A 2,709-nucleotide genomic window follows, 5' to 3' on the forward strand; every position below is an offset into this window, starting at 1 on the left:
ATTTCGACCATCATAGGAAAAAGGGATCTTCTAGATTTCAAAAATCAACTAATTAGGAGAAAAAATAATGGGGAAATTAGCTATTGGTATTATTTTAGGAAGTACTCGTCAAGGACGTGTAAGTCCACAAGTGGGAGAATGGGTAAAAAGTATCGCTGAAAAACGCAACGATGCTAATTATGAAATCGTAGATATTGCGGACTTTAAGCTTCCACTTTTAGGGGAAATCGATGTTACAGAACAAGCGACAGCTTGGAATACAAAGCTTGCTAGCTTGGATGGCTTCGTATTTATTGTTCAAGAATACAACCATAGTATATCAGCATCATTGAAAAATGCACTTGATTATGCGCGTGATGCATGGAACAATAAAGCAGCTGGTATTGTTAGCTATGGTTCCGTGGGCGGGGCTCGTGCAACTGAGCATTTACGTGGAATCTTGGGGGAATTGTCCGTAGCGGATGTTCGTGTACACCCCGCATTGTCACTATTCACTGATTTTGAGAACGGAACTGTGTTCAAACCAGCTGATCTGCATCTTACAAATGTTAATGGCATGCTTGACCAAGTGCTTGCTTGGAGCGGTGCATTAAAAACTTTGAGATAATATTCAAACCCCCACTTAGGAACACATTCTGATTGAAGCCAAAAAGATTTACTTATTGCCGCGGGGTATTGTTAAAAGTACACAAAACTATGTGTTTGCCATGAAACCAACTTTGGAAAGGGAGGGAGCTTTCTATTTTTTACCCATTATCACTTTCAGTCAGAAATAAGGTAGAGAAGGACTAAATCAAGTATACTTATGTTACGGAAATAATTAACTCAACTTTCGCAGCTTAAATCTATGAACAATCCCTTGATGTAGCTAGGCAAACCGAGGATCCACTCACGGAGTTGACAAAATACATTGGACTTCTCCAGTTTTGTCCTAGCTYTGGCKATCTGCAGRAAAAACGTCATCAGWTGCTGCAAGGGCGGTTTGGTAATCCAGATCTCTTACTTCATCGGCAAAGAGGAAAAATAGACCGCCTAGCGACTTGGCATCATTCTCYTGCCGACGCTCAACAATAACCRAAAGTCCCATGGTATGTAGCTTTTGAAGTAACGGCGCTTGAGTAAACCAACTGTCCATGAGCACAAAGTCAGCTGTAAATCCAGCAGAAAGTGCACGCTGTAACAAGTCTACGACAGCATCTGGTTTACGAGTGAGTGCTTCCAATCTACGCTTATATCCATGGCTTCGTTTGTAAATATGTTCCTTCATTTCGCAAATTCGATTCACYAGTTTRRCCGAAGAAAGCATGACGAAGTCAATTGGAGCAAAACTAAACCCATCTGACCAACCAAGTGYTAGCATGGTAAATCCCTTGGTRAAACGTCCAGTGGTCGAAWACACGAGCTAGCAGCTCRGCTTTCTTACTCCGATTACGGTTTAAAACGGAATYGTCGATGATGAAAACACGCGTACGCGAAGGAGCAATAAGWGATTCAAAGTGCTGGATGATYTTTAAARMAARGCWATGAAGAAACTTCCGCACCTTGATTAAGAAAACGATAAATAAGGATTTTTGGTGTAACATATGAAATACAACACCTTTCTTTGTTTGCATGATTGCTCGACACTTCCATGATACCAAACAAAGAGGGTGTTTTTCTGTCAAGAGGTGCAATATATCCCCATTATCCCTTGTAACCATAAGGATTATCTAATATTTCTTAGGTGCGAAAGTTGAGTTATTAATTGTTATAATTATTGTTACTTTGTTGAGGAGAGGTCGCTGGTAATCAATCTGCGACTTTTTTTGATTATGGTCAAATCTTATCGCTGTATATCTGTTTATGTTGTAAAAATCACTAATGAACTTTATTTTCTACTTTTTCTGTAGCAAATATAGAAAGGCAAGTTAAGTAATGAACTTATTTAAATAATAATTTTGAAAGCCGCGGCATTACTGGACTTTCAGTAACGATCTTTAATTTCCTGAAAGTTGATACGTATAAAATTGACACAATAACCTTATTATTTAGGGAAAGGATAGTTCACAATCAGAAGTCCCATTAATATGAAGATGGGGGGATGACAAGCATCATTGCTTTCAGGCTTGATGTGGAAACCTTTTTAGCACTCAAACCGACCGTCCCCTTATAGAGATACAAAACGATTAAAGCCACGACAGTCAATAACGGAAACTTGTATCGTTTAATTATTTTACTCATCCAATGATCAAAGCAACTAAGAAAGAGAATAGAAATGCCGAGATATTTCGATAGAGTGTTAGCCTTTTGCCAAAATATTTCATCTCCAAAGGTGCAGTGACGATACCCACTGACAAAAGGGTAGAGACTAATGCCGCTGCTGCATAACGCCAGCCCCTTTCTGTAATAACAGGGCAACCATAGGAAAGGCAACAAAGCCAGGAATGATAACAATAGAACCTGCAATTGCGGATATCAGTATACTGATAAAACCGCTAGATGAGCCGATGAAATGGCTAATTATTTCAGCATGAAGAACTGATAGTAAAATGCCCATTATAAATATGATCCCAAGTAATAGAGGTAGCATATTTTCGAAAGACTTCCAAGCTTTCATTAAAGATCGTTTCGTCTTTACCTTGTCCTTCCAATAGGAGAGTACGAGCAATAATAATGTTAGCCCATATATAATCGCGTTACTCATAAGTTCGACCTTTCTCAGTCCTATTT

At 38.9% G+C, this 2,709-nt stretch carries 2 protein-coding genes and 1 pseudogene; 1 reads left to right on the forward strand and 2 read right to left on the reverse strand.

Annotated elements, in window-relative coordinates; genetic code table 11:
* The first annotated feature begins 67 nt into the window (after positions 1–67).
* Positions 68–607, forward strand: a complete 540-nt coding sequence (locus AC1DUA_RS32760; protein ID WP_477503711.1) for an NADPH-dependent FMN reductase — start codon at positions 68–70, stop codon at positions 605–607.
* A 218-nt stretch (positions 608–825) separates the two neighbouring features.
* Here the strand turns inward: AC1DUA_RS32760 and AC1DUA_RS32765 are convergent.
* A pseudogene (locus AC1DUA_RS32765) lies at positions 826–1,538 on the reverse strand (transposase); the annotation flags it as partial.
* 809 nt (positions 1,539–2,347) lie between these two features.
* Positions 2,348–2,709: hypothetical protein (locus AC1DUA_RS32770; RefSeq protein ID WP_477503712.1), on the reverse strand; the 362-nt coding region annotated here is incomplete at its 5' end.

The sequence above is a fragment of the Paenibacillus sp. 01T422 genome, from assembly GCF_056398785.1.

Coding starts and splice junctions, on each gene's coding strand:
- AC1DUA_RS32760 (WP_477503711.1), top strand. CDS start 68: ATGGGGAAATTAGCTATTGGTATTATTTTAGGAAGTACTCGTCAAGGA.